Raw genomic sequence first — 22,328 nt, forward strand, 5'->3', positions numbered from 1 at the left:
TCCCTGCCGGCCATCGTGCATTGGGTGGCGCTTAGTGGCGCCCCGAGTGGCCGAAGCCGCCTTCGCCGCGCTCGCTACTGTCGAACTCTTCCACCAGGTTGAATTCGGCCTGCACCACCGGCACGAAGACCATCTGCGCGATGCGTTCGCCCGGCTCGATGGTGAAGTGCTTCTGGCCGCGGTTCCAAACGGACACCATCAGCTGGCCCTGGTAATCGGAGTCGATCAGGCCGACCAGGTTACCCAGCACGACGCCGTGCTTATGGCCCAGGCCGGAGCGCGGCAGGATCACTGCCGCCAGGCCGGCGTCGGCGATGTGGATCGCGAGGCCGGTGGGCAGCAGCGTGGTTTCACCCGGCGCCAGCTCTACCGCGCTGTCCAGGCAGGCGCGCAGGTCGAGACCGGCGGAGCCCGGCGTGGCGTAGGTCGGTAGCGGGAAATCCTGACCGATACGCGGGTCGAGGATCTTAACGTCGATTTTTTTCATCATAACGGCTGACTATCTCGTCTATTAAACGTTGGCCAAGGAGTGCCTTGTCGCTCAGCGCCAGGCGCTTTTCTCCATCCTGCCAAAAAAGGTGCAGGGCATTGGTGTCGCTGTTGAACCCGTGCTCTGCAAGCGATACATCGTTAGCGCAAATCAAATCCAGCTTCTTACGCGCCAGTTTTTGCCGCGCGTATTCTTCCACATTCTGGGTTTCGGCGGCAAACCCCACGACAAACGGTCGATTTTTGGTCATCGCGGCCACGCCGGCGACGATATCGGGGTTTTTTACCATCTTGAGGACGATTTCATCACCCTGTTTTTTTATTTTTTCATCGGCGATCTGCTCGGGGCGGTAGTCGGCCACGGCGGCGCAGGAGATGAAAATCTGCTGCTGCGCCGCGCGCTGTTGCACCGCCTGCTCCATCTCCAGCGCGCTGGTGACGTCCACTCGGGTGACCGATGGCGGCGTCGGCAGGCTGACCGGCCCGGCGATCAGCGTCACCTGCGCGCCGCGGGCGGCGGCGGCGCGGGCGATGGCGAAGCCCATTTTGCCGGAGCTGTGATTGCTGATGAAACGTACCGGATCCAGCGCTTCACGCGTTGGGCCGGCGGTGATCATAACCTGCAAATGTTGCAGATCCTGCGGGGCGGAGAAATGCGCGTTCGCCAGGTCGACGATGTCCAGCGGATCCAGCATGCGGCCCGGGCCGACGTCGCCGCAGGCCTGGCTGCCGCTGTCCGGCCCCCAGAGCAGCATGCCGCGCGTCTGCAGCGTTTGCAGGTTGGCCTGCGTGGCGGCGGCGCGATACATCTGCTGGTTCATGGCGGGGGCGGCGGCGATAGGGGCGTCGGTCGCCAGGCAGACGGTAGTCAGCAGATCGTTGGCCATGCCGGCGGCGACGCGCGCCAGCAGATCGGCGGTCGCCGGCGCCAGAATCACCAGATCCGCCCACTTGCCCAGTTCGATGTGGCCCATGGCGGCTTCGGCGGCGGGATCCAACAGATCGTCGGACACCGGGTAGCCGGAAACGGCCTGCAGCGTCAGTGGCGTAATGAACGCCTTGGCGGCGTGGGTCATCACCACGCGCACTTCTGCACCCCTGTCGCGCAGGCGGCGCACCAGCTCTGGGCATTTGTAGGCGGCGATGCCGCCGCTGATGCCAAGCACAATATGTTTGCCGGAAAGTCCCGTCATCATCATTGTCCGATTGAAAGCCGAAAGATGCGCCATTTTAGCATATCCGCCGTTCAGGTGAGTGATTCCGCAATGGCTGCAGGGCGTTACATTGTGCTTTGCGAAACACTTCGCAATGTTATCAAACACCTGTCGAACGCGCCGGGCAGCACATGGCATGCTGTAGCCCTTTCAGGGAGGAACACGATGAGCAACCCGATTGTGGCGTGCTGGCCGGGCGCGCTGGCGCCGCGTGAAAAGCTGTTGATGCAGGGGGCGGCGGCGCTGTCCGACGCAGAGCTGTTGGCCATTTTCTTGCGCACCGGATTGCCCGGCGTGCACGTGATGCAGCTGGCGGAGCAGCTGCTGCGCCGGTTCGGCTCGCTTTATCACCTGATGTCGGCCGATCATCAGGCTTTTTGTAGCCAAAAAGGCCTGGGGGATGCCAGCTATACGCAGCTGCAGGCGATTGCCGAGCTGGCACTGCGCTTCTTTTCCAGCCATTTGTCGCAGGAAAACGCCATGCTCAATCCGCGCGTCACCCAGCATTATCTGCAAAGCCTGCTGGCCCATCGTGAGCGAGAGGTCTTTTTGGTATTGTTTTTAGACAATCAGCACCGGGTTATTCGCCATCAGGAGATGTTTGCTGGTACCATCAGCAGCGTCGTCGTCTACCCGAGAGAAATTGTGCGTGAAGCGTTGAAGGCTAATGCCGCCGCGCTGATTCTCGCGCATAATCACCCCTCGGGTAAGGCTGAACCCAGTCATGCCGACCGTTTGATAACGGAACAGGTGGTGAAAGCCTGTCAGTTATTGGAGATCCGAGTGCTCGATCATTTGGTGATCGGTCGGGGTGAATGCGTCTCTTTTGCCGAGCGCGGATGGCTTTAAGCGATTTTTTCGCGATCCTTGTGGGATCTTTAGCTGTTCGGGACTTGAGCACTTACGCTTCAGAGCGTATACTACGCCACCTTTGAGAATCTTGGGTTTGGCGCAAGAGCCTATCTCAGCAGGTTTCTGACCTGATGTGTGGTTTCTACCTGATGACGAGAGTCTCCTCAGTATGAAGTTTGCTGAGATGGGCTCTAAAAGCCTGACGAGGCGGCCATACCCTATACGAAGCTCGAGCTGATTTGATTTTTGGAGAATAGACATGTCCCGAGTCTGCCAAGTTACTGGCAAGCGCCCGGTGAGCGGTAACAACCGTTCCCACGCAATGAACGCGACCAAACGCCGTTTTCTGCCTAACCTGCACTCACACCGTTTTTGGGTTGAGGCTGAGAAGCGCTTTGTAACTCTGCGTGTATCTGCTAAAGGTATGCGTGTTATCGATAAGAAGGGTATTGAGACGGTTCTGGCCGATCTGCGTGCCCGTGGTGAGAAGTATTAAGGAACTGAATCATGGCTAAAGGTGTTCGCGAGAAGATCAAGCTGGTTTCTTCTGCTGGTACTGGTCACTTCTATACCACCACGAAGAACAAGCGTACTAAGCCGGAAAAATTGGAACTGAAGAAATTCGATCCAGTTGTCCGTCAGCACGTAGTATACAAAGAAGCTAAAATTAAATAATTTTAGTGGATTAATGAAAAACCCGGCCTTGGCCGGGTTTTTTGTTTTATAAAGGGTAGAAAACGTCGGAGGGGAAGCCAGATGCCTGAATTACCGGAAGTTGAGACGAGCAGACGCGGTATAGAGCCTTATCTTGTCGGCCACAGCATTCAGTATGCGGTGGTGCGCAACGCGCGCCTGCGCTGGCCGGTTTCCGAGCAGATCCTGACGCTGAGCGATAGGCCGGTGCTCAGCGTGCAGCGCCGAGCCAAATACCTGCTGATCGAGCTGGAGAACGGTTGGATTATCGTGCACCTGGGCATGTCGGGCAGCCTGCGCATGCTGCGCGAGGAGAACGAAGATGAAGCGGGCAAACACGACCACGTCGATTTGGTGATCAGCAACGGCATGATCCTGCGCTATACCGATCCGCGCCGTTTCGGCGCCTGGCTGTGGTGCGAAGATTTGGCGACCAGCAGCGTGTTGGCGCACCTGGGGCCGGAACCGCTGAGCGAAGCGTTCAACGGTGACTACCTGTATGAAAAATCACGCAATAAGCGCACGTTGATTAAACCGTGGCTGATGGATAACAAGCTGGTGGTCGGGGTCGGCAATATTTACGCCAGCGAATCGCTGTTCAGCGCCGGGATCCTGCCCGATCGTCCGGCGGGATCGTTGAGCAAAGCCGAAGCGGAACTGCTGGTGAAGACCATCAAGGCGGTGTTGCAGCGTTCTATCGAGCAGGGCGGTACGACATTACGCGACTTTTTGCAGTCGGACGGCAAACCGGGGTATTTCGCGCAGGAGTTGCAGGTTTACGGGCGGGCGGGAGAACCTTGCCGCGCGTGCGGCACGCCGATCGAATCCGCCAAGCACGGGCAGCGCAGCACCTTCTTTTGCCGGCGCTGCCAGCGCTGAGCATCACTCGGCGGCGAGCTTCGCCATCAGTGCCTGCGTAACCACGTCAGGCAGGAAAGGCGCGATATCGCCGCCGTGACGCGCGACCTCTTTCACCAGTGAAGAGGAGATGAACGACCACTCTTCGGAAGGCATCAGGAACACGCTTTCCAGCGTTGGCATCAAATGGCGGTTCATGTTCGCCAGCTGCAATTCGTACTCAAAGTCAGACACCGCCCGCAGGCCGCGCACCAGGATATTGGCATTCTGGTGAGCGGCAAAGTGCGCCATCAGCTCGCTGAAACCCAGCACTTCCACATTGTCCAGATGCGAGGTGACCTGCGTCGCCAGCGCCACGCGCTCATCCAGGCTGAACAGCGGCTTTTTGCTCGGGCTGGCGGCGATGGCCAGAATCACGTGATCGAACATCAGCGACGCGCGCGTCACTAAATCCAGGTGGCCGTTGGTCATGGGATCGAAGGTCCCGGGATAGATGGCTTTGCTGGTCATGATTCACTTCTCTGAGTAGTTGCGGCCCAATGCCCATAATGCGGCATATTTATTGAAGGTATATTGCGCGTTGACCACCGCTAACAGCAACCCCTGTTTACCGTCAAGGAAACCGGCCCGCAGCAGCCAGGTTTTGACGAAGGCACCGAGCGTGTGGGTCAGGATGGACAGATAGCCGCAACGCTTGCCGGCCCGGTGGCGTTGCGTGGCCCACTCTTCGGCATAGCGCAGCTGTTTGCGCTGGAAGGCGAAGAAGTCGCGGCAGGTCAGGTGCAGCATATCGCCGCTGAGGGGGATCACTTTGGCGTCGCCGATGTTCAGCGATTCGTGCACCAGATCGTCGTTATAGCGATAGCGTTGGTTGGCGTACAGGCGGTTGACGCGGTCGGGATACCAGCCGCTGTGGCGCATGAAACGGCCAAGGAACAGGTTGCGCCGCGCACAGCTGTAGACGGCGCCGTCGTCCGGTGCGTTCAACACCCGCTCGATGGATTGCCGCAGCTCGGGGGTGACGCGTTCGTCGGCGTCGATCATCAAAACGTAGTCATGACTGGCGTAGCTTTGCGCCAGCTGACGCTGCTTGCCGAATCCTTGCCAGTCGGTGTGCGTGAAGACTTTGGCGCCCAGACTTTCGGCGACGGCGACGCTGTCGTCCTCGCTGCCGGAGTCCAGCACGATGATTTCATCGGCCCAGGCGACAGAGCGCAGGCAGTCCGGCAACAGCCCGGCTTCGTTTTTGGCGATCATCACCACCGACAGGCTTTTGCGGCTGCTCATTCAGTGACTCCGGGGCGGCAGGTGCGGTTCCAGCAGCTGCAGCAGGCGCTGCAACGCTCCCTGATTCTGATACAGCACTTCCACCGCATGGCGGCCGTAGTAGCGACGGTAATCTTCGTCGGTCAACAGGGTTTCCACTTCCTTCACCAGCGAATCCACGTCGGTCACGGTGATCAGGCCTTCGGCCTGCGAGAGCTTGGCGCAGATGTCTTTAAAGTTGAAGGTATGTGGGCCCATCAGCACCGGGATGGCGTGCGCGGCGGCTTCCAGCGGGTTGTGCCCGCCGCGTTCCACCAGGCTGCCGCCGACAAAGGCCAGATCGGCGATGCCGTACAGCAGCATCAGTTCGCCCATGGTATCGCCGATCACCACCTGGGTGCTGCCGGACGGGATTTCGCCGCTGCTGCGCAGGGTGTAGCTGAAGCCGGCCTTCTGCACTAGCTCCTTGGCGGTCGGGAAGCGCTCCGGATGACGCGGCACCAGGATCAGCAGCAGGTCGGGGTGTTTTTCCAGCAGTTTGCGGTGCGCTTCCAGCAGGATGGTTTCTTCACCGTCATGGGTGCTGGTGGCGATCCACACCGGGCGGCGCGGCGCCCATTGGCGGCGCAATGTAACGGCGCGGGCGGCCAGCTCCGGGGTGACGGAGATATCGAATTTCAGGCTGCCGGTTACGGCCAGCTGCGAGCGTTTCAGGCCCAGTTCGATAAACCGATCGCCGTCTTCCTGGTTCTGTGCGGCGATCAGCGTAATGCGGCGCAGCATATCGCGCATGAATCCGCCAATTTTCTTGTAGCCGGCGGCGGAGCGAGCCGACAGGCGCGCATTGGCGATCACCAGGGGGATTTGCCGCTGATGCAGTGCGTTGATCAGGTTAGGCCATAGCTCGGTTTCCATGATGATCACCAGCTTGGGATTCACCTGGTCGAGGAAGCGGTTCATGGAACCGGGCAGATCGTAGGGCAGATAGACATGATGCACGTCTTTGCCGAAAGCGGACTGGACGCGTTCTGAACCTGTCGGGGTCATTGTGGTCACAGTTATCGGCAAAGCGGGGTAACGATGGCGCAGCGCCCGCACCAGCGGGATGGCCGCCAGCGTTTCGCCGACGGAGACGGAATGCAGCATAATGCCGCCCGGCACGACTTTCCCGGCGCAGAAGCCATAGCGTTCCGCCCAGCGTTTACGGTAGGCTGGAGCTTTGCGGCTGCGCAGCAGTAAGCGGAGCCAGATCAGGGGTTGGATGAGGTAGAGTAGTACCTGATATAAACGCAGCAACATTCTATCAATTTCATTTATATGGGTTATTCGGAATAGTACCATAACTGGAAGGGAAAGGCGCTAATTTGGTAACCTTGGGTGTCAGTTTCAGACAACCGGCGAGCGATTTCGCCGATAGGCTCGGAATGAAGAATATTTTAATTATTCGCCGCGACAACATCGGCGATCTTGTTTGCACTACGCCCTTGATTGAAGGGGTGAAAATTGCCTATCCAGACGCAAAAGTTTATCTGCTGATCAATAAAGTCAGCCAGGACGTTGTTAAAAACAACCCTCATCTCGAGAAAGTCTTTGTCTATAAAAAGGCCAAGCACAAGGCGAAAAATGAAACGACGTTGGGCGTTTATTTCGAACGTCTGATGATCTTCCTGAAGCTGCGCAAAATAAAGTTCGATGCGGTCATTCTGGCCAACCCGGTGCCTTGCAAATACAGCCTGCGTTTAGCAAAAATGGCCGGCGCCACCCATATCATCGGTGCCGATCTGGGCACGAAAGAGATTCAGCGCCCGTTCCGCAAGGACGATTTCCGCGGCCTCCATCAGGTTGAACACACCTACAGCTATTTATCGGCGATCACCGATCAAGCCATTCCGATCCCGCCGGTGCGGGTATTCCTGACGCCGGAAGAGCGGCAATTGGCGGTGCAGCGGCTGCAGGAACGTCTGCCGTTGGTCGAACGGGTATGCGCCGTGCATATCAGCAGCCGCAGCCCGAAAAGACGCTGGCCGGTTGAACGCTATGCCGAAATCATCAACCGTCTGACCGCCGATCCCCACACCGGCGTGCTGATCTTCTGGTCGCCGCAGGGCACGCTGGCGCCGGACGACATCGGCGATCGGCAGCGCGCCGAACAGCTGCTGGCGCTGTGCCAAAACGAACGCGTCGCGCTTTATCCGACGGCGTCGGTGCGCGAGCTGTTGGGCGGGTTTGATTTATGCGACCGGGTGCTGTGCAGCGACGGCGGGCAGATGCATCTTGCCGCCGCGTTGAATAAGGACATGGTGGTGTTCTTTGGCGATACCGATAAAACGTCCTGGCATCCATGGACTGGCCGCCATCATATTTTGCAGAGTGAGTCGGGGCACTGTGAAGATGTTTCTGTCGATGAGGTTTGGCAGAAAATGCAGGCACTCAGCTAACGAAGAAAATAAGGCAGGTATCACCTGCCTTATTTATTTTTTTATTATTTTTCTTTCAGCTCAATATATTGACGGCAAATAGGGTCCAGCCCATAGTTCAGCAATTGCTGTTGATTTATCTGTGGCGGATTGGCGTAAATTTCCGCCATTTTTTCTGCCAGCGACGCTTCGTTTAATTCCGCCAACGCGTTAGCCATGCCGGCTTTTTCCAGAATTTCCGCAGGGCCGCCCGGACAGCGGGTGCTAACCACCGGCGTGCCGCACAACAGCGATTCTACCAGCACATTGCCAAACCCTTCGCTATCGGAGCTGAGCACCAACAGCGAGGCATGGCGGATAAACGGATAGGGATTGGCCTGGAAACCGAGGAATAGCACGCGCTCTGCGATACCCAAGTCTGCCGCCAGACGCTTGACCTCGGCGACGCGGGCGTCATCCCCGGTGCCGATCAAAGCCAGCGGCGCCTGAATACCGGATTGCACATAGGCTTTCAGCAGGCGGTCATGCCGCTTGGTGGCGTGAAAGCGGCCGACGTGCACCAGATAGTCCTGACCGGCCAGTTCGCAAGGTGCCGCCGCCTGTTGATGAATGGTGTCGATATCGAACGGATTGTTGATGACCGCCAGGCGGCGCGGGCGGATCGGCAACTTCTGCTGCAGATCGTCGCCGACCGCCTGTGAAACGGCGACGATATTTCTCCCCTGGTAAACGTTGGCGATTTTACGTTGCTTGAGCCAGCGATCCAGGCCTTTGCGGTGGCCGAGGTAGGAAGTGGAGAGAATGCCGTGAATGCAGAACCACAGGCGATCCGCGGCCAACCGCTTGCTGCGGCTGACGATGCGATCGGTTTTATGCAGATTGGAGAACACCAGATCGAACGCGCCGTGTTGGCGCTCGTGTTCGGCTATTGCCCGATCCAGCGCGGCGGCGCGGCGTGAGAGCTCGGTCAGCTTGCGCCAGGGGGCCCGGCTGCGATCGGCCACCACCTGATAATCAATGCCCGGCGGGATAGGGTAATTGCAGACGTCGCGCAGCGAGATCAGACTAACTTTATGCCCCTGTTGCTGCATGCCCTGGCACAGGGTCAACACCACTTTTTCCGCGCCGCCTCCCGGCAGGCCATCGATGATCATCAGAATACGCATAGCTAATCCAGTAACCGGTTATAGAGGGAAATGAGCTGTTCGGAGAGATGCGCCGGCGTAGCCGTCATAATACGCAATCTTGCCGCTTCGCCCATGGATGATCCCAGCGCCTGGCGCGGCAGCGCCCGAATGGCCTCCGTGATGGCCGGCACGTCGAGCGCGTCGGTCACGAAGCCGTTCTGGCCCGGGGTGATAAACTCGGCGCCGCCGCAGGTGGTGCTGGTGATAACCGGCAGGCCGCAGGACATCGCTTCCAGAATCACATTCGGGAACGGATCGTACAGTGTCGGCAGCAGCAGCGCGTCCGCGGCCTGATAGAACGGCAAGGTCTGTTTCTGCACGCCCATAAAGTGAATGCGATCGCCGCAGCCCAGCGACTGCGCCAGCGCCCGGTAGCGTTTTTCGGCCTTGTCTTTGCCGACCACCAGGAGGTGGCTGTCGGTCACCGCCACGGCGCGGATGGCGGCGGCCAGCCCTTTGCGCTCGAAACCAGAGCCGACGAAGACCAGGCAGTGCGCCTGTTGCGGGATCTGATATTGCTCGCGCAGACGCCGGCGCTGGGCCTCGTCGGCGGGCGGGAACTTTTGGTTGTCGATGGCGTTATAGATCACCGTGATTTTGTCGGCGGGCACGCCAAAGTCGGCGATGATTTCCTGCTTGATCATCTCGGCGTTGCAGATGACGGCTTTCAGCTCCGGCGCGGCGTACATGGCGCGTTCGGCGCACATCACATAGCGGTGATAGCGGTTGGAGAACAGCCACTTGCGGCGCCATTCCGGCAGTAAACGCGCGCGTTGCAGCAGCCAGCGGCGGTGTACGCCGTCGCCGGCGCGGTAGATGTCGCAGCCGGGAATGCGTTCGTGGCTTTGCACCAGATCGAAGCGCTCTTTCTGCCACAGCGCCCTGGCCGCCACGGCGAAGCCCCGTTCGCGGCTGATGCGGCCGAGCTTTAACGGATTGCACAGGTGAATGTGCCAGTTGGGATTGGCGTCACCTTGCCATTCGCGGGTGATGACGTTCAGATCGAGATCCTGTTGTTCCAGCGCTTCCAGGGCGCGGGAAACGAAACGTTCGGCTCCGCCGTCCGGGCGGTATTTTTGGCGAACGATCGCCAAACGAAATGCTTTCATGCCAGCGTGCTCCGCGCGGCTGCAATCACCGCGTCTGTAGGAATAAGGTCGAGATATCGTTCGTCGGTGCCGGTATCAATGGCGTCCGGATCGGGCAGTTCGCCGAAGTCGCCGGCCCAGATCACGGCGCCGGTAGCCTGCCACGGCCGCCAGAAAGTCAGCTTGGAAGGGCCGAACAGCGCCACGCACGGCGTTTGCAGCGCGGCGGCCATGTGCATCGGCACTGAATCCACGCCGATAAACAGCTTGGCGTGATCAATCAGGGCGGCCAGTTGGCGCAGCGTCAGCTGGCCGGCCAACGAGATTACGCCCTGCGGCGGGCAGAGCGCCAAAATGCGCTCTACCATGGCTTGTTCTCTGGCGTCGGGGCCGGAGGTGATCACCAACTGGTGTCCGTCGGCCTGCAAGGCGGTGAGGGTGGCGGCCATTTTCTCTTCGCTCCAGCATTTGAAGAACCAGCGCGAGGTGGGCTGCACCACAATATAACTGCCGGCGACGCCCTGTTTCTGCAACCGTTGCTCACAGGTCTGCCAATCCTGCGGATCGTAACTCATGGTGACATGCTCATTGAGCGTGGGCAGGTTCAGCGGCGCCAGCAACGAAAGATTCTGTTCGACGGTATGCAAGTGGGCGTGATTGTCGACCGGCACCAGCTGCGTGTGGCAGTGGCGCCACAGGAAGCCGCGGCGTTTGGGAAAATCGAAGCCCAGACGGATGCGCGCCCCGGTCAGGCGCGTGATGATGGCGCTGCGCCACTGATCGGCCAGGTTGACCACCAGATCGTAGCGCTGCGCCTTCAGGCGGCGCAGCAGCGCCAGCTCGTGCCCCAGATGCGCGCGGGCGCCCAGTTTTTTCCATTGGCGGTCGATGGCGAACAGCGTCGACAGTTCCGGATTGCTGGCCAGCATCTCCTGCGTTTCCTGATACAGCAGCACATCGATCTGTGCCTGCGGGTAGTTTTGCCGCAGGCTGCTGATGACCGGCGTGACCAGCAGCATATCGCCGTGATGGCGCAGTTTTATGATCAAAATACGCTGTACGGATGGGGCGGAAGTTAGTGCTGGCGCGTCGTTCATCATGAGTCGCTTTCTGGGAAACCAATCTTTGATTCTAAATGACCCGATCGCATGTGGCTACTGTTGCACGGTTTTCTTGCCGGGCCGCAAAAAAATCGCCGAGCCGGGGACGAATGCGCTTCAACGTTGTCCAAACCAGGCAGCAAAGTCGTTTGCCCTGGCGAAACGGCCTGCGTAACATAGTGCATTCTGTTGATATCAGGCTCGATATTCATGACTAAACCGGCGTTTCTCATCACCATTGATACCGAAGGCGATAATCTGTGGCAAAACCACGATCGCATCGCGACCGAAAACACGCGTTTCTTGCCGCGCTTTCAGGCGTTGTGCGAGAAATACGCCTTCAAGCCGGTTTATCTCACCAACTATGAAATGGCGATGGACCCGGCTTACGTCGAGTTCGCGCGCGACGTGATCGCCCGCGACGCCGGCGAGGTCGGCATGCACCTGCACGCCTGGAACAGCCCGCCGTTGACGCCGCTGACCGACGATGACTGGCGCCACAAGCCTTATTTGATCGAGTATCCCGCCGATCAGATCCGCGCCAAGGTCGATCACATGACCAAGTTGCTGGAAGATGCCTTCCAGACCAAAATGCTTAGCCATCGCGCCGGTCGTTGGGCGTTCAACGAATACTATGCCTCACTGCTGCTGGAATACGGCTATCAGGTGGACTGTTCGGTGACGCCGCGGGTCAACTGGCAGTTTTCGCCGGGTAACCCGCAGGGCAACGGCGGTACCGATTACAGCCGGTTCCCGTCGCAGGCCTATTTCATCGATCCGCAGAACATCGCCAAGCCGGGCGCTTCGGCGCTGCTGGAAGTGCCGATGAGCATCCAGTACAAGCATTCGGCGCTGATGAATGCGTTCAAGCAGGGCTATGATCGGCTGCGCGGCAAGCGCCGTTCGCCGTCCGTCAACTGGCTGCGGCCGAGTGGCGGCAACGTGGCCAAGATGATCAGCGTGGCCGAGACGTCGCTGGCGCAGGGGCATGACTACGTCGAGTTTATGCTGCACTCCTCCGAGTTTATGCCGGGCGGCAGCCCGACGTTCAAAACTGAACAGGATATCGAAGTGCTGTACCGCGATCTGGAGCAGCTGTTTGACTGGCTGCAGCAGCGCACGGTGGGCATGACGCTGGCCGAGTATTATCAACTTAAAGCGAACTAAGCACGCACATGTCGAAGAAATGGAAAATCAAGGTTGCCGACTGGTTCTTGCGGCGCTATACGGCGAAGTACGGCCGTTTTCAGGACAAGGCGACGTTCGACGGCGCCCAGCAGTTTGACAATATCGTCATCTATTCCACCACGGCGTTGGGCGACTTCATGTTCAACACGCCGGCATTGAGGGCGATGCGGGAACGCTACCCCAACGCGCACATCACGCTGGTGGTGCACAAGAAAAACCGCGAGCTGGTGGAAAACGGCCGCTATTACGATCGCGTGGTGTATTGGGACAGCAAGATCAAGACGATACGCCCGTTGCTGAAATCGCTGCGCGAACATCAGCCGGATTTGGCGCTGATCCTGCACTCCCATCTGCCTTATGACATCATCAGCGCCGTACTGGCCGGGGCGAAGTACATTATCCGCGATAACTACAGCTCGGGCATTTGCGGGCTGGAGCCTTGGCTGACCAACTATGTCTTCCATTATTACGGCCACTTCGTGCGCCGCAAGCTGGAGCTGATTTCCATTTTGGGTTGCCGCAGCGACGATCCGACGATGGAAATTCCCGTGGATTATCAGCGCGGCGTCAAAAGCAGCGACCACCCCACCATCGGGTTTCAATTGGGGGCATCTACGGAGTCGCGTTGCTGGCCGGTTTCACACTATGCGCGGCTGGCCGATGAGCTGGTGGCGAAGCACCCCAATGTACGCATCGTGCTGATTGGCGCACCGTTTGACGACGGCAAGGCCAAACAGTTTATGAGCTTGATCGGCCCGCAAACGCAGGCCTGCGTGGATAACCAGATCGGCAAAACGGGGCTGCAAGGCTTGCTGACGTTGCTCGACAGTTTCCATGTTCTTGTCACCGGCGACACCGGGCCGCTGCATCTGGCGGTGGCGTTGAAGGTGAAAACCATCAGCCTGTTCGTGACCGCCGATTCACGCTCCACCGGGCCGATTCAGGATCCTGAACTGCACCGCATCATTCAGGTGTCGCGTACCGGCTATACGATGCCGCTGGAGGCGGAAAGCCCGATGGGGGTTATTCAACCGCAGCGGATTTATGACGAACTGGTCGCGCACGTGCCTTTAGCGCGCTAAAGGTGCGGCGACGCATCGGCCGCGAGGCCGATGCGGTTAGCGCGGCCTGCGCCCGCGCAGCTTCGAAAGCAAGGTATCCACTCGCGCATAGCGCATCTGACGGACTTTTTTGCCCGGCACGTCGCTGTTGCGGCAGACAGCGGCGGCGCGGCGCAAAATGTGCAGCGTTGCCGGCGCGTAATGATAATACCCGTACACCGCTTTCGACATGCTTTTCACCTCGGAAAAGCAGTTGGCCAGCATCAGGGCGGCCAACCGGCGCAGCGGCTCATCCCCAGAATGCTGCGCCACAAAGCGCAGCATTTTCTCCATAGCGAACAACAGATCGTCAATATCTTTGGGTTTGATATTGCGAGTGATGCCCTGGCTGTTGTCCCGATAGAAGTAGAGTTCGCACTCAAGATGGGCGATGCGGCGAGTTTTGAAATACTGAAAAGGCGTGAAAATCACGTCTTCATAGCGCCTGCCGTCTTCGAACGCTTCCCCTGCCAGCAGCGTGCGTTTATATACCCGGCTCCAGAGATGCCACATTGAGCGCGCGAACAGCGGTTGCAGGCAGCTCAGCCCCAACTGTGAAAAGTCGTAGGCTACGGGCTGCGTCGCGCGGTTCTCGGATTTCGGCGGTTGTTCGGTGAACTTCTGATAATTAAAATCGATCAGGTCATACTCACCGGCGATCAGCAGGGGATGCAGGATCGCCAGATAGTCGTCGCTTAGCAGATCGTCGCCGTCGAGAAAGGTGACGTAGCGCCCGGTGGCTTGCTGCAGGCCGACATTGCGGGCGTGTGCAATACCGCCGTTGGCCTGAGAAATAAAAGCCACCTGCGGATGCTGCCGCTGCGCCAGATACCGGCTGACCAGCGCCCCCGACGCATCGGTAGAGCCATCGTCGATGATCACCACCTCAATATCATCAGAAATCTGCGTAAATAACGAATCCAGCGCAGCGATGATGAACGCTTCGTTATTATAAAACGGCACGATAACGCTGAGCAGCGGTGGCTGAATGTTCACGCGGCCTGCTCCTGTGTGGAAGTCTGTCTCGCCACGGAGAGCACTCCAGCGATCAGCGCCAGACAGAACATGGCGGTGCCTTCTGTGCTGAAGAAGATGACGTCGCTCAGCCCGTAAACGAACAGGCTGGCGCTCACGCTCAGCAACAGCGCGTTGCGCTGCGGCCGGAACGAAGAGAAGAACAGGCAGACATAGAGTGCCAGCAGCAGCAGTACGCCCCAGACGCCCTTGAGCGAATAGGTTTCCAGCAGCTCGTTGTGCAGGTGGACGTTGATATAGGGCATAACGCCAGACAGGCGAGGTTGCTGTGCGACCATCGCACGGATCTCTTCGCCGCGCTGTTCGGCGGATTGGCCCCAGGGGGCTTGTGAGCCGGTACGCCATGCCAGCGTTTGCATCGACAGCCGTGAAATGATCGAGTTTTCAGTCTGTGGCTGATCCATCAGACGCATATCGGTCTCAAAGGCCTGAATGCGTTCTTCTATCTGCGGTTTAAACACCAGGCCGCAGGCTACGAGCAGCAGCGGTACCGAGGCCATCAACGCGAGCTTGTGTTTTCTGGAAACCAGTTGCTTGGTGGCCAGCAGCGACAGACAAATCGCCACCGGGTAGACCAGCATCGCCGCGCGGGTGCCGGTGAGCACCAGCGCAGAGAAGGACAGCAGGAATGCCGCAATGTACAACACCAGACGGTAGCGGGTGCGCAGCATCAGGATGGCTTGCATCATGACCAGATCGATGGCGGTCATCAGGTAGGCGGCGACCGTGGCGCGATCGAAGTTGAGCTCTACGCGCGGGATATCCAGACGCAGCCCTTGATAGAGCGAATAACCGTTGATCGCCAGACCGGTGACGAGAGCCACAACGATCAACAGGCGCTGCACGCACAACCGCTCATTGAGCGCAATCAGCAAGATGAAAGCGGTCGCGAGCTGCAGTTTGCCGGTCGACATATAAGAGCGATAGATATTGATGTAGTCACCCGGCTGTTTGAAGTGATGCATCCAGAGGATGGTTCCCATACCGACGCTGAACATCAACGCGGGCAGCAGCAGATTTCTAACGTTGCTGAAGTAGTAGCGCGGATACAGGCAAACGGCGATAAAGGCGATGTAGCTGGAAACGTAAAACAGATTGCGTCCGGTCGCGGAACCGAAAGGGATGGTGCAAAAAGCGATGGCGCACCCCAGATAGATCAGATAGCTGAAGGCAGGGTGCGGTGTTCTGTGTTTTAACATTGGGCGTGTTTTCCGGCTCACGTTTTAATTAAGCGATGAAGGAGCGCAGCGTGTCGTCGAACTCAACTTTGAACTGAGCATAGTTGAAATGCTCCGCAGGATAGCGCTGCGCATTTCGGCTCAGAGTCTGGTAGGTTTCTCGCTCCAGCAATTTCTCAACGGCATCCGCACAGTCGATATGCGACAGCAGCTTGGGCGCTACCAGGCTGTCGGTCAACGGGTCGTAGACCTCATGCGGGAAGTCGACCTCGATATCGGTGAGCTGCCGGTGCTGTTCGATGGTGACCGACGGCGTCAGGCCAATGCCGCAGACCCCGTCTTTCACCGCTTCCGGCTGGCCGTCGACCTGCGGGAAGATGACCGGCACGCCGAAATAGAGCGATTCCATGCAGGACAAGCCGAACGGCTCGGTGATCGGCGTGCTCATGTAGATGTGCGTGCGATTGAAGAAACCGGCGACGTCATCCTGATAACCGCTGAAGGTGACGCGGTCGCCGAGCTGAAGCCGATCCGCCAGCGCCTCGAACGCCGCGCGATCCGGCCCTTTGCCGGCCACTTCCAGCGTGACGTCATGCCCGCGCCGCAGCAGCTCCTGCATCATCAATAAGGAAACGCTGATGCCTTTCAGGCTGACCAGGCGTGAGGCCGTGCCGATCCGGACCGGCTGCGACAGCGTTTTCGGTGTGTTGTCGATCCCTGCCGGCGTCTTGATGCGGTTGATCACCACGTGATTGGGGCAAGGCAGATTAAAGCGCAGCTCCATCACTCGCTTCGACGCGTGTGAGGCGGAAATGACGCCGTCCAGCATGGCGAAGAAACGCAGCGTCTTTTTATTCTTGGGGTAACGCCAGGAGCAGCCGTGATCGTAGTAAACCAGCTTGCCGCGCTTGGGTTTGGCCGCCAGCCCCGGCACCAGGTCCCAGACGATCACCACGTCGGCGTTGGCCCGCTCGATTTTCCACTTCAGCAAAAATTTGCGCAGGAACTGCGGGCAGCGCAGCGGCAGCGCATTGATCAGGCGGTTGGCGAAGGTGACGGGCTGATGCGCAGGCAACTGGCGGCGGATCTCTTCGCCAATGTCGCCGCTGATGCACAGGACCTGGTTGCTGCCGTCGGTGGTATCGTTGATGTACTGCAGGAACAGGCGCTCGACGCCGCCCATTTTACCCAGGTTGATAATGTGCAGTTTTTTCATGCTATAACCTTTTGCAACGCCTGCCATGCCGTATCGGCGTCAATTGTCGCCATGCTTTTTTCCGGCGAAATCAGCGAGTGCTGATTTTGCCCGTAGCCGCCGATCAGGCCGGGATCGGTTGGCCCGAACAGCGTGATATTCGGTTTGTCGAGCGCGGCGGTCAGATGACTGAGTCCGGTGTCGACCGAGACCACGCCCTTGGCGCCGGCCAGCACGTCGGCCACCTGCTGTAGGCTGAGCTTCGGCAGCACTTCGACATGTGGAAAACCTTCCGCCAAGCGTAGCGCGCGCTGATGTTCATGCTCTGCGCCCCACGGCAGTTTGATCTTCAGCCCGCTGTCGGCCGTCAGCGCGATCAGCTCGCGCCAGTTCTGCTCCGGCCAATGCTTATCGTCACGGGTTGTCGCGTGCAGAAACACCAGATATTGACCGGCATCGACCGGCGGCTGGCTGAGAAAACGCGCGGCGATGGCGTAATCGCCGTAGCTGCCCGGTTTATCGTAGCCGAGGCTTTTGGCGAACAGCTCGCGCGTGCGTTCCACCGCGTGCTGCTGTTTGTCTATCTCATGACGCACGTTGTAGAACCAGCTGGCGAACGGCTCGCGCGCACTCTTGCAGTCCGGGCCATGTTTGTTGCCTTTGGCGACGCGGGTGATCAGCGCGGCGCTTTTGATCAGGCCCTGCGCGTCGATCACCACGTCGTAATGGCGTTCTTGCAGCGCGCGCTTGAAGTCGCAGCGCTGCTGTCGGGTGTCGCTGCCGAACCAATTTTTACGCCAGCGGCGAATGGCCACCGGGATCACGCGATCCACTGCCGGATGCCAGGTGGGGATTTGGCTGAAACCTTCTTCCACCACCCAGTCGAAGCGGATATCGGGAATGGCCTGCAGCGCGTCGGTCAGGGCGGGCAGCGTATGCAGCACATCGCCCATCGAGGACGTTTTTACGATTAACACCTGCATGACTATTCCTCGCTGGCGACAAGTAACGGCGTCAGCGCATCCAACACTTGCTGCGGCTGAATATCGATCAAACTTTGGTGGTATCCCTGCTCGGCATCGCCTTTACGCACCTTGTGATAACCGCTGATCAAGCGGATAACCCGCGCCTTGTCGGAGAGCGGCGGCGTGAAGTCGGGGCTGCTTGGGCCGTACAAGGCTATCAGCGGTTTGTTCAACGCTGCGGCAACGTGCATTAAACCGGAGTCGTTGCTGACCACCGCCCGGCAGGCCGCGATCAGGATCACCGCCTGCTCCAGCTGGGTTTTTCCGGCCAGGTTAAGGCAGAAATCGCGCGCGTCTTCCTGCAACGCGGCGCGGATCTGTTCGCCGGCCTCGTGGTCTTTTGCCGAACCGAACAGCGCGATTTGATAGCCGCTCTCGATCAGCCGTTGAGCCAGCGCTGCGTAGTGATAGTGCGGCCAGCGCTTGGCGGGGCCGAACTCCGCGCCTGGGCAGAAGCCGACGATCGGGCGGCTGTCGGTCAGGTTGAAGGCCGAAGTAGTTTCGGCGATCTCTTCGTCGCTCACCCGCAGCTGCGGCCACAGCAGCGGCTGCGGCAGATCGTCGGCGCGCTGAACGCGGCCTTTGTCATAGGCCAGCGCCACATAGCGCTGCACCATCAGCGGGAAAGCGGCCTTGTCGAGCACGCGGACGTCGTTCAGCAGGCCGTAGCGCATTTCGCCCCGCCAGCCGGTGCGCTGCGGGATATCGGCGAAGAAAGGCACCAGCGCGGATTTGAACGAGTTGGGCAGAACGTAAGCGCGATCGTAACGGTTGGCGCGCAGGGCGCGCCCCAGGCGGCGGCGTTCGCCGAGCCCCAGCGCGCCGTGGCCCAGTGGCATCGCCAGCGCCTGATTGACTTCCGGCATGCGCGCCAGCAGCGGGCGGCACCAGGCCGGCGCCATCACATCGATCTCCGCCGACGGGTATTCGGCCTTCAGGGTGCGATAGAGACTTTGCGACATCATCATGTCGCCAACCCAAGAAGGGCCGATAACCAGTATTTTCATACCCAGCGTTAATTCCTTCAGCTTATGCGGTGCGGTTCAACCAGGCCATATACTCTTTCACGCCTTCGGCGACCGTTTTGAACGGTGCGTCGTAGCCGGCGGCGCGCAGCTTGGTCAGATCGGCCTGGGTGTACGCCTGATAGCGGCCCTTCAGCTTTTCCGGGAACTCGATGTATTCCACCGCGCCTTTCTGATGGAAGTCCACCACCGCGTCGGCCACCGCCTGGAAGGTTTCCGCCCGGCCGGTGCCGCAGTTGAAGATGCCGGATTTGCCGGTTTCCCAGAACCACAGGTTAACCGCCGCCACGTCGCCGACGTAGATGAAGTCACGCTTGAAGTTTTCGCTGCCGGCGAACAGTTTCGGGTTTTCGCCGCGGTTGATCTGGGTGTTCAGGTGGAAGGCGACGCTGGCCATACTGCCTTTGTGGCCTTCGCGCGGGCCGTAAACGTTGAAGTAGCGGAAGCCGCAGATCTGCGAGTCCGCTTCCGGCAGGATCTCACGCACGTACTGATCGAACAGGAATTTGGAGTAGCCGTACACGTTGAGCGGCGCTTCATACTGACGCTCTTCGATAAACTCTTCGCGGCCGCCGTAAGTGGCGGCTGAGGAGGCGTAGAGGAACGGGATTTCGCGATCCAGGCAGTAGTGCAGCAGATCTTTGGAGTACTGATAGTTGTTGTCCATCATGTACTTGCCGTCCCACTCGGTGGTCGCGGAGCAGGCGCCTTCGTGGAACACCGCTTCGATTTCGCCCAGATCGTCGCCGGCCACGATGCTGGCGATAAAGTCTTCTTTATCGATATAGTCGGCGATGTCCAGATCGACCAGGTTGACGAATTTGGTGCCGTCTTTCAGGTTATCCACCACCAGGATATCGCGATATCCCTTGTCGTTCAGTGCCTTAATGATGTTGCTGCCGATCATGCCGGCGCCGCCTGTGACGATAATCATTGGGTTACCCCTGCTAAGCTGCTGGCGGGGCACAATGCCCCACGCTCAATGGCGGTTATCATAGCATTTCATGCCGCGGCAAACAGCGGAAGGGCTCCGAATATCCCGCATTGCCATTGAAGTCCGCTTTTTGCCGTGATATCTGCTGCAATTTTAATATTCTCTCCCGCGCATTCTCGTCAGTTTGGTTACAAATCAGTAAAATATGCCGTAAATAGCCCAATCCTGGAGATAACCGAATGTCAGCGTCTTTTTATCAGCAGTTGGAACAACAGCTTGCCGCCACTCGCAGTGAAGGGCTGTTCAAGGAAGAACGCATCATCACCTCCGCGCAGCAGGCGGATATCGCCGTTGCCGACGGCAGCCATGTGATCAACTTCTGCGCCAATAACTACCTGGGCCTGGCCAACCATCCGGCGCTCATCGCCGCCGCCAAGTCGGGGATGGACAGCCACGGTTTCGGCATGGCGTCGGTGCGCTTCATCTGCGGCACCCAGGACAGCCACAAGCAGCTGGAACAGAAACTGGCGGCCTTTTTGGGCATGGAAGACGCGATCCTGTACTCCTCTTGCTTCGACGCCAACGGCGGGCTGTTCGAAACCCTGCTCGGCCCGGAAGACGCGATTATCTCCGATGCGCTGAACCACGCGTCGATCATCGACGGCGTGCGCCTGTGTAAGGCCAAGCGCTATCGCTACGCCAATAACGACATGACCGAGCTGGCCGCGCAGCTGAAACAGGCCAAAGCCGACGGCGCGCGGCACATTCTGATCGCCACCGACGGCGTATTCTCGATGGACGGCGTAATCGCCAACCTGAAAGGGGTTTGCGATCTGGCGGACGAGTATCAGGCGCTGGTGATGGTGGATGACTCCCATGCGGTGGGCTTTGTCGGCGCCAACGGGCGCGGCACCCATGAATACTGCGAAGTGATGGGCCGCGTCGATATCATTACCGGTACGTTAGGCAAAGCGCTGGGCGGCGCGTCCGGCGGCTACACCGCCGCCAAGAAAGAAGTGGTGGAGTGGCTGCGCCAGCGCTCGCGTCCGTACCTGTTCTCCAACTCGCTGGCGCCGGCGATCGTCGCCGCGTCGATCAAAGTGCTGGAACTGCTGGAAGAGGGCGACGCCCTGCGCGATCGCCTGTGGGCCAACGCGCGTCTGTTCCGCGAAAAAATGACCGCCGCCGGCTTCACCCTGGCCGGCGCCGATCACGCCATCATCCCGGTCATGCTGGGTGAGGCGAAGCTGGCGCAGGAATTCGCCAATGCGTTGCTCAAGGAAGGCATCTATGTGACCGGTTTCTTCTATCCGGTGGTGCCGAAAGGCCAGGCGCGCATCCGTACCCAGATGTCCGCCGACCACACCCCGGAGCAAATCGAACGCGCAGTGGCGGCGTTTACACGTATCGGTAAGGATCTTGGCGTTATTGCATAAGGTAAAACCATGAAAGCACTGTCAAAACTGAAAGCGGAAGAAGGGATTTGGATGACCGACGTGCCTCAGCCGGAGCTGGGCCACAACGACATCATGATCAAAATCCGCAAAACCGCGATCTGCGGCACCGATGTGCATATCTACAACTGGGACGAATGGTCGCAAAAAACCATTCCGGTTCCGATGGTGGTCGGCCATGAATACGTGGGCGAAGTGGTGGCGATCGGTCAGGAAGTCAAAGGCTTCAGCATCGGCGATCGCGTGTCCGGTGAAGGTCACATCACCTGCGGGCACTGCCGCAACTGCCGCGGCGGCCGCACGCACCTGTGCCGCAACACCGTCGGCGTGGGCGTGAACCGTCCGGGCAGCTTCGCGGAATACCTGGTGATCCCGGCGTTCAACGCCTTCAAGATCCCGGATAACATCTCCGACGAACTGGCTTCGATCTTCGATCCGTTCGGTAACGCGGTACACACTGCGCTGTCGTTCGATCTGGTCGGGGAAGACGTGCTGGTGTCCGGCGCCGGCCCGATCGGCATCATGGCGGCGGCGGTGTGCAAACACGTCGGCGCCCGCCATGTGGTGATCACCGACGTTAACGAATACCGTCTGGAACTGGCGCGCAAGATGGGCGTGACCCGCGCGGTGAACGTCAGTAAGGAAAACCTCAACGACGTGATGGCCGAGCTGGGTATGACCGAAGGATTCGACGTCGGTCTGGAAATGTCCGGCGCGCCGCCGGCGTTCCGCACGCTGCTCAATGCCATGAACCACGGCGGACGTATCGCCATGCTGGGCATTCCGCCTTCGGATATGTCGATCGACTGGAACCAGGTCATCTTCAAAGGGCTGTTTATCAAAGGGATTTACGGCCGCGAAATGTTCGAAACCTGGTACAAGATGGCGGCGCTGATCCAGTCCGGCCTGGATTTGACCCCAATCATCACCCACCGTTTCTCGATCGACGAGTTCCAGCAGGGCTTCGACGCCATGCGCTCCGGCAAGTCGGGTAAAGTGGTGCTGAGCTGGGATTAATCTCGGCAGACGT

General features: G+C 59.2%; 23 protein-coding genes. 9 read left to right on the plus strand and 14 right to left on the minus strand.

Annotated elements, in window-relative coordinates:
* Nucleotides 1-31 precede the first annotated feature (31 nt).
* Both dut and coaBC read right to left on the minus strand, forming a co-directional pair.
* The gene (dut, locus tag RE418_RS06650; RefSeq protein ID WP_016929680.1) at nucleotides 32-490 is read right to left on the minus strand and encodes a dUTP diphosphatase; all 459 of its coding nucleotides are present in this window, start codon (nucleotides 488-490) and stop codon (nucleotides 32-34) included.
* Nucleotides 468-1,685 (minus strand): bifunctional phosphopantothenoylcysteine decarboxylase/phosphopantothenate--cysteine ligase CoaBC, encoded by a 1,218-nt coding sequence (gene coaBC, locus RE418_RS06655; protein WP_038630299.1) that lies wholly within the window; start codon nucleotides 1,683-1,685, stop codon nucleotides 468-470. The genes dut and coaBC overlap by 23 nt, the downstream gene beginning before the upstream one ends.
* Nucleotides 1,686-1,868: 183 nt before the next feature.
* Between coaBC and radC the strand changes: the two genes are divergently transcribed.
* The 4 genes from radC (at nucleotide 1,869) to mutM (ending at nucleotide 4,127) form a co-directional block, all read left to right on the plus strand.
* Complete coding sequence (gene radC / locus RE418_RS06660; protein ID WP_025304698.1) at nucleotides 1,869-2,552, plus strand: DNA repair protein RadC; 684 nt, start codon at nucleotides 1,869-1,871, stop codon at nucleotides 2,550-2,552.
* A gap of 262 nt (nucleotides 2,553-2,814) precedes the next feature.
* Nucleotides 2,815-3,051 (plus strand): 50S ribosomal protein L28, encoded by a 237-nt coding sequence (gene rpmB / locus RE418_RS06665; protein WP_004931195.1) that lies wholly within the window; start codon nucleotides 2,815-2,817, stop codon nucleotides 3,049-3,051.
* A gap of 11 nt (nucleotides 3,052-3,062) precedes the next feature.
* Nucleotides 3,063-3,230, plus strand: coding sequence for a 50S ribosomal protein L33 (rpmG, locus tag RE418_RS06670; protein WP_002442576.1), 168 nt, complete (start codon nucleotides 3,063-3,065; stop codon nucleotides 3,228-3,230).
* A gap of 81 nt (nucleotides 3,231-3,311) precedes the next feature.
* Nucleotides 3,312-4,127 carry a bifunctional DNA-formamidopyrimidine glycosylase/DNA-(apurinic or apyrimidinic site) lyase gene (gene mutM, locus RE418_RS06675; protein ID WP_004931185.1) on the plus strand — a complete coding sequence of 272 codons (816 nt, stop codon included), beginning with the start codon at nucleotides 3,312-3,314 and terminating at the stop codon, nucleotides 4,125-4,127.
* A 3-nt stretch (nucleotides 4,128-4,130) separates the two neighbouring features.
* Here mutM and coaD read toward each other — a convergent pair whose 3' ends face one another.
* Genes coaD through waaA form a run of 3 tightly spaced genes read right to left on the minus strand, consistent with a single transcriptional unit; the run spans nucleotide 4,131 to nucleotide 6,671 of the window.
* Nucleotides 4,131-4,616, minus strand: coding sequence for a pantetheine-phosphate adenylyltransferase (gene coaD / locus RE418_RS06680; protein WP_004931181.1), 486 nt, complete (start codon nucleotides 4,614-4,616; stop codon nucleotides 4,131-4,133).
* 3 nt (nucleotides 4,617-4,619) lie between these two features.
* Entirely contained in the window at nucleotides 4,620-5,393 is a 774-nt protein-coding gene (locus RE418_RS06685) for a glycosyltransferase family 2 protein (protein ID WP_025304696.1), read from the minus strand.
* Nucleotides 5,394-6,671, minus strand: a complete 1,278-nt coding sequence (gene waaA / locus RE418_RS06690) for a lipid IV(A) 3-deoxy-D-manno-octulosonic acid transferase (protein WP_025304695.1) — start codon at nucleotides 6,669-6,671, stop codon at nucleotides 5,394-5,396.
* A gap of 125 nt (nucleotides 6,672-6,796) precedes the next feature.
* On the opposite strand from waaA, the gene RE418_RS06695 reads away from it, so the two are divergent.
* On the plus strand, nucleotides 6,797-7,810 hold the full coding sequence (locus tag RE418_RS06695; RefSeq protein ID WP_089181454.1) for a glycosyltransferase family 9 protein: 1,014 nt from the start codon (nucleotides 6,797-6,799) through the stop codon (nucleotides 7,808-7,810).
* A 44-nt stretch (nucleotides 7,811-7,854) separates the two neighbouring features.
* Here RE418_RS06695 and RE418_RS06700 read toward each other — a convergent pair whose 3' ends face one another.
* Genes RE418_RS06700 through rfaQ form a run of 3 tightly spaced genes read right to left on the minus strand, consistent with a single transcriptional unit; the run spans nucleotide 7,855 to nucleotide 11,164 of the window.
* The gene (locus RE418_RS06700; protein WP_089181453.1) at nucleotides 7,855-8,955 is read right to left on the minus strand and encodes a glycosyltransferase; all 1,101 of its coding nucleotides are present in this window, start codon (nucleotides 8,953-8,955) and stop codon (nucleotides 7,855-7,857) included.
* 2 nt (nucleotides 8,956-8,957) lie between these two features.
* Nucleotides 8,958-10,085, minus strand: coding sequence for a glycosyltransferase family 4 protein (locus tag RE418_RS06705; protein WP_043141035.1), 1,128 nt, complete (start codon nucleotides 10,083-10,085; stop codon nucleotides 8,958-8,960).
* The gene (rfaQ, locus tag RE418_RS06710) at nucleotides 10,082-11,164 is read right to left on the minus strand and encodes a putative lipopolysaccharide heptosyltransferase III (RefSeq protein ID WP_089181452.1); all 1,083 of its coding nucleotides are present in this window, start codon (nucleotides 11,162-11,164) and stop codon (nucleotides 10,082-10,084) included. The genes RE418_RS06705 and rfaQ overlap by 4 nt, the downstream gene beginning before the upstream one ends.
* A 210-nt stretch (nucleotides 11,165-11,374) precedes the next feature.
* Here rfaQ and RE418_RS06715 point away from each other — a divergent pair, with 210 nt between their 5' ends.
* Entirely contained in the window at nucleotides 11,375-12,331 is a 957-nt protein-coding gene (locus tag RE418_RS06715) for a polysaccharide deacetylase family protein (protein ID WP_025304690.1), read from the plus strand.
* 8 nt (nucleotides 12,332-12,339) lie between these two features.
* On the plus strand, nucleotides 12,340-13,434 hold the full coding sequence (locus RE418_RS06720) for a glycosyltransferase family 9 protein (protein ID WP_025304689.1): 1,095 nt from the start codon (nucleotides 12,340-12,342) through the stop codon (nucleotides 13,432-13,434).
* Between the two features lie 36 nt (nucleotides 13,435-13,470).
* Here RE418_RS06720 and RE418_RS06725 read toward each other — a convergent pair whose 3' ends face one another.
* The 6 genes from RE418_RS06725 to rfaD are packed head-to-tail and all read right to left on the minus strand — an operon-like array spanning nucleotide 13,471 to nucleotide 19,844.
* On the minus strand, nucleotides 13,471-14,448 hold the full coding sequence (locus RE418_RS06725; RefSeq protein WP_060448507.1) for a glycosyltransferase: 978 nt from the start codon (nucleotides 14,446-14,448) through the stop codon (nucleotides 13,471-13,473).
* Complete coding sequence (locus RE418_RS06730) at nucleotides 14,445-15,686, minus strand: O-antigen ligase (RefSeq protein WP_089181451.1); 1,242 nt, start codon at nucleotides 15,684-15,686, stop codon at nucleotides 14,445-14,447. The genes RE418_RS06725 and RE418_RS06730 overlap by 4 nt, the downstream gene beginning before the upstream one ends.
* A 28-nt stretch (nucleotides 15,687-15,714) precedes the next feature.
* Nucleotides 15,715-16,881, minus strand: a complete 1,167-nt coding sequence (locus tag RE418_RS06735; protein ID WP_089181450.1) for a glycosyltransferase — start codon at nucleotides 16,879-16,881, stop codon at nucleotides 15,715-15,717.
* Nucleotides 16,878-17,843, minus strand: a complete 966-nt coding sequence (rfaC, locus tag RE418_RS06740; protein ID WP_025304685.1) for a lipopolysaccharide heptosyltransferase RfaC — start codon at nucleotides 17,841-17,843, stop codon at nucleotides 16,878-16,880. The genes RE418_RS06735 and rfaC overlap by 4 nt, the downstream gene beginning before the upstream one ends.
* 2 nt (nucleotides 17,844-17,845) lie before the next feature.
* Nucleotides 17,846-18,892, minus strand: a complete 1,047-nt coding sequence (rfaF, locus tag RE418_RS06745; RefSeq protein WP_025304684.1) for an ADP-heptose--LPS heptosyltransferase RfaF — start codon at nucleotides 18,890-18,892, stop codon at nucleotides 17,846-17,848.
* A 22-nt stretch (nucleotides 18,893-18,914) separates the two neighbouring features.
* Nucleotides 18,915-19,844: an ADP-glyceromanno-heptose 6-epimerase gene (gene rfaD, locus RE418_RS06750; protein ID WP_025304683.1), complete on the minus strand. Its 930-nt coding sequence runs from the start codon at nucleotides 19,842-19,844 to the stop codon at nucleotides 18,915-18,917.
* A gap of 239 nt (nucleotides 19,845-20,083) precedes the next feature.
* Here rfaD and kbl point away from each other — a divergent pair, with 239 nt between their 5' ends.
* On the plus strand, nucleotides 20,084-21,280 hold the full coding sequence (kbl, locus tag RE418_RS06755) for a glycine C-acetyltransferase (RefSeq protein WP_004931154.1): 1,197 nt from the start codon (nucleotides 20,084-20,086) through the stop codon (nucleotides 21,278-21,280).
* Between the two features lie 9 nt (nucleotides 21,281-21,289).
* Nucleotides 21,290-22,315 (plus strand): L-threonine 3-dehydrogenase, encoded by a 1,026-nt coding sequence (gene tdh, locus RE418_RS06760; protein ID WP_025304682.1) that lies wholly within the window; start codon nucleotides 21,290-21,292, stop codon nucleotides 22,313-22,315.
* Nucleotides 22,316-22,328 lie beyond the last annotated feature (13 nt).

Origin of the sequence: Serratia sp. szju (assembly GCF_044594185.1) — a bacterium.
Classification (GTDB): Bacteria; Pseudomonadota; Gammaproteobacteria; order Enterobacterales; family Enterobacteriaceae; genus Serratia; species Serratia bockelmannii.

Bases quoted from the DNA above. Each gene is read 5' to 3' on its own strand.
- rfaF (WP_025304684.1), bottom strand. From the start codon at position 18,892: ATGAAAATACTGGTTATCGGCCCTTCTTGGGTTGGCGACATGATGATG.
- RE418_RS06720 (WP_025304689.1), top strand. From the start codon at position 12,340: ATGTCGAAGAAATGGAAAATCAAGGTTGCCGACTGGTTCTTGCGGCGC.
- RE418_RS06685 (WP_025304696.1), bottom strand. From the start codon at position 5,393: ATGAGCAGCCGCAAAAGCCTGTCGGTGGTGATGATCGCCAAAAACGAA.
- rpmB (WP_004931195.1), top strand. From the start codon at position 2,815: ATGTCCCGAGTCTGCCAAGTTACTGGCAAGCGCCCGGTGAGCGGTAAC.
- RE418_RS06735 (WP_089181450.1), bottom strand. From the start codon at position 16,881: ATGAAAAAACTGCACATTATCAACCTGGGTAAAATGGGCGGCGTCGAG.
- RE418_RS06730 (WP_089181451.1), bottom strand. From the start codon at position 15,686: ATGTTAAAACACAGAACACCGCACCCTGCCTTCAGCTATCTGATCTAT.
- rfaD (WP_025304683.1), bottom strand. From the start codon at position 19,844: ATGATTATCGTCACAGGCGGCGCCGGCATGATCGGCAGCAACATCATT.
- rfaQ (WP_089181452.1), bottom strand. From the start codon at position 11,164: ATGATGAACGACGCGCCAGCACTAACTTCCGCCCCATCCGTACAGCGT.
- RE418_RS06700 (WP_089181453.1), bottom strand. From the start codon at position 8,955: ATGCGTATTCTGATGATCATCGATGGCCTGCCGGGAGGCGGCGCGGAA.
- coaD (WP_004931181.1), bottom strand. From the start codon at position 4,616: ATGACCAGCAAAGCCATCTATCCCGGGACCTTCGATCCCATGACCAAC.
- tdh (WP_025304682.1), top strand. From the start codon at position 21,290: ATGAAAGCACTGTCAAAACTGAAAGCGGAAGAAGGGATTTGGATGACC.
- rfaC (WP_025304685.1), bottom strand. From the start codon at position 17,843: ATGCAGGTGTTAATCGTAAAAACGTCCTCGATGGGCGATGTGCTGCAT.
- mutM (WP_004931185.1), top strand. From the start codon at position 3,312: ATGCCTGAATTACCGGAAGTTGAGACGAGCAGACGCGGTATAGAGCCT.
- rpmG (WP_002442576.1), top strand. From the start codon at position 3,063: ATGGCTAAAGGTGTTCGCGAGAAGATCAAGCTGGTTTCTTCTGCTGGT.
- radC (WP_025304698.1), top strand. From the start codon at position 1,869: ATGAGCAACCCGATTGTGGCGTGCTGGCCGGGCGCGCTGGCGCCGCGT.
- RE418_RS06695 (WP_089181454.1), top strand. From the start codon at position 6,797: ATGAAGAATATTTTAATTATTCGCCGCGACAACATCGGCGATCTTGTT.
- coaBC (WP_038630299.1), bottom strand. From the start codon at position 1,685: ATGATGACGGGACTTTCCGGCAAACATATTGTGCTTGGCATCAGCGGC.
- RE418_RS06705 (WP_043141035.1), bottom strand. From the start codon at position 10,085: ATGAAAGCATTTCGTTTGGCGATCGTTCGCCAAAAATACCGCCCGGAC.
- RE418_RS06715 (WP_025304690.1), top strand. From the start codon at position 11,375: ATGACTAAACCGGCGTTTCTCATCACCATTGATACCGAAGGCGATAAT.
- kbl (WP_004931154.1), top strand. From the start codon at position 20,084: ATGTCAGCGTCTTTTTATCAGCAGTTGGAACAACAGCTTGCCGCCACT.
- dut (WP_016929680.1), bottom strand. From the start codon at position 490: ATGATGAAAAAAATCGACGTTAAGATCCTCGACCCGCGTATCGGTCAG.
- waaA (WP_025304695.1), bottom strand. From the start codon at position 6,671: ATGTTGCTGCGTTTATATCAGGTACTACTCTACCTCATCCAACCCCTG.